The sequence below is a fragment of the Azospirillum sp. B506 genome (assembly GCF_000333595.1).
Lineage (GTDB): Bacteria > Pseudomonadota > Alphaproteobacteria > Azospirillales > Azospirillaceae > Azospirillum.
In genome coordinates this window covers 1-2,509 of the sequence record NZ_BADK01001055.1, presented here as the reverse complement: position 1 = coordinate 2,509, position 2,509 = coordinate 1, and the positions used below count along the sequence as shown (strand labels likewise).

Below are 2,509 nucleotides of genomic sequence, written 5' to 3'. Positions count from 1 at the left end.
AATCAACGGTTTCGTGAAAGAGAACCGGGCGCCGGCTCAGCCGCCGCTCAGCCGCGTCCCTTCCAGGATGGCGCCCTCCAGCACCGCCGACGAGCGGTCGCAGCCGGTCAGGTCCGCCAGGGTCAGGTCGCTCCCCTTCAGGTTGGTCTGGGTCAGCGAAGCGCCGGCCAGCCGCGCCCGCACCAGCGATGCGCGCATTACCTTCGCCCCGGCGCTGACCAGCAGCATGCCCAGGTTGGCGCCGTCCAGGCGGCTGTCGATCAGGATGGCGCGGTCCAGCTTCACCCCGCGCAGGTCGGCGCGGCTGAGATCGGCGGAGCGCAGGTCGGCACCGTCGAACTGTGCGGCCTGAAGCTGGGCGCCGTTCAGCCGGGCGTGGCGCAGCCGGGCGCCGCTGCCCTTGGCCAGCGTCAGTATCTTGCCCGTCAGGTCCGCCCCCTCCAGGTTCAGTCCGGTCAGGTCGAGCTGGCACCCCTGCTTGCCGCTGGTGCCCAGCCAGACCATGTGCTGGCGCAGCATGCTGTCCAACTGGTCGACGGGCAGGGCCGGCAGTTCGGCGGCGATCGTCTCCTCGGGGGCCGGGTCGGGCGCTGCGGCCTGGGCCGGCGCCTGCCGGGCGGCGTGGGCCTGCTCGTCGGTGCGGATCGCCAGTTCCAGATCGGCCTCGTCCAGGCTGGCCCCATCCAGGATGGCGCCGCGCAGGTCGGAGCCGTTGAGGTCGGCCCCGCGCAGGTCGGCGCCGGAAAAGTTGGCGTCACGCAGGTCGGTGCGGTCCAGCCGGGCGCCGGACAGCCGGGTGTTGGTGAAGTCGGCCGCCCGGGCGAAGCTGCCCGACAGCTTGGCGCGCGCCATGTCGGCGTTGGTCAGCCGGGCCGAGGCCATGTCTGCCGGTCCGGGCTCGAAGCCCACCACCTTCAGTTCGCCGGCGCTGTTGCGGTTGACCATGCTGCCGTCGCGCAGATCGACCTCCACCATGGTGGCGCCGTCGAGCTTGGCGCCGCGCACGTTGGCGCCGCGCATGTCGGTGCGGAACAGCCGCGCCTCCGACAGGTCGGCCCCGCGCAGGTCGGCGCCGTAGAGGTCGGCATGGTCCAGCACCGTGCCGCGCAGGTCGGCGTCGCGCAGGATGGCGCCGGCCAGATGGGCGCCGGTCAGGTTTCGGCCGGCCAGCGACAGCCCGGACAGGTCGAAGAAGGGCAGGTTGGCGCGCGCGCCGTTCGGGCGCCCCTCGGCGAATCGGACATGGCGCTCGCACACGCGGTCGAGCTGGTCCTGGGTCAGGCGGATGCGGGATTTGCCGTCTTGCGCCATGGCCGGTCACGCGAACAGGGCGTCGATGTCGGCCTGGGAAATCGCGGCGCCCCCACCGCCGCTGCCCGGATCGGCAGGCGGCGGGGGCGGCGGCGGGGCCGGCTTCGCGACGGGAGGAGGAGGCGGTGGAGGCGGTGGTGGTGGCGGGGAGGGGGCCACGTCGGCCGGCAACGGCTCCGCCCGTTCCGCCACTCCCGGCACGCTGTCGAACAGGGCGTCGATGGCATCCTGGCTGACCTCCGGCCCGCCCAGCTGCGGACCGTTCAGCAGATGCGCGTCCGGCCGGGTGTCGCCCAGCTTGCGGTGCGAGGACACCTCGCCCGAAGCCAGATGCTGCTCGGGAGCGGCTGCCAACCGCTCGACGCCCCAGATCTCGATCATCGTGTTCACGCGCTCTTCGATGTAGCGCAGCGTGTTGACGACCTTGGTTGTGCGCTGGCCGGTGATGTCCTGGAAGGAGCAGGCGGTCATGATCTCGATGCACCACGCCTCGACCGCGTCGATCCGTTCAGCCAGATCGGCGTCGTCGCGCGGGATCGACATGGTGATTTCCTGGATCTTCTCCGTCGCGTTCAGGATGTCGGTGGTGGCGCGCTCGGTGGCGGCGACGATCTCGTCCAGTTCGCCGGTCGCCGCCTCGATCCGGTTGGAGCCGGTGTCGGTCGCCTTCAGCGCCGCGATGTCGCTGCGGGCTTCGCGCACCACCTGGGTGATGGCGGTCAGCTCCTGCTGGATGCGCGGATCCTCACCGGGGGAGAAGGCGGTGAAAGCGCTGGACGAGGTGCCGCTCAGCCGGTCGACCTGGTTCTCAAGTCTGTCGACCAGACGATGGAAGTCGTCGGAGGCGACGACGCGGCTGCGCCGGTCGCGCATGCGCAGGAAGGCCCGCCCCCGCGCGGTCTGCGACAGGGCCTCCTCCATCTGCAGATACTCCTGCTCGGTCAGTTCGAGCAATGGCCCGCCGCTCATCGCGTTCAACCCGTTCTTGACAGCCACGTTTTCCCCGGAAACCCCGGAGCCGGTGCCGGCCCCGTCCTATATCACCGAATTTCTTTACCGGGAGTTTCCGCCGCCATCAGGTTATCATCTTCCTTGCCTTAATCCGGGCCTTAATCGGGGCGATACCGGCGGTATGGCGTGGCTGGACGATACGGCGGACGACAGGCTTGAACCGCTTTCCTCTTGTCCCAAATCAGCC

Annotated in this window: 3 protein-coding genes; 1 reads left to right on the top strand and 2 read right to left on the bottom strand. The window is 70.3% G+C overall.

Translation table 11 applies throughout. The features are described 5' to 3' along the window. Positions 1-36: 36 nt before the first annotated feature. Entirely contained in the window at positions 37-1,311 is a 1,275-nt protein-coding gene (locus I71_RS32430) for a pentapeptide repeat-containing protein (protein ID WP_042704034.1), read from the bottom strand. Between the two features lie 6 nt (positions 1,312-1,317). After that, the gene (locus I71_RS32425; RefSeq protein WP_244434193.1) at positions 1,318-2,307 is read right to left on the bottom strand and encodes a hypothetical protein; all 990 of its coding nucleotides are present in this window, start codon (positions 2,305-2,307) and stop codon (positions 1,318-1,320) included. Here I71_RS32425 and I71_RS39270 point away from each other — a divergent pair. Further along, on the top strand, positions 2,297-2,509 hold a 213-nt coding region (locus I71_RS39270), incomplete at its 3' end, for a hypothetical protein (protein WP_211098463.1). The genes I71_RS32425 and I71_RS39270 overlap by 11 nt on opposite strands.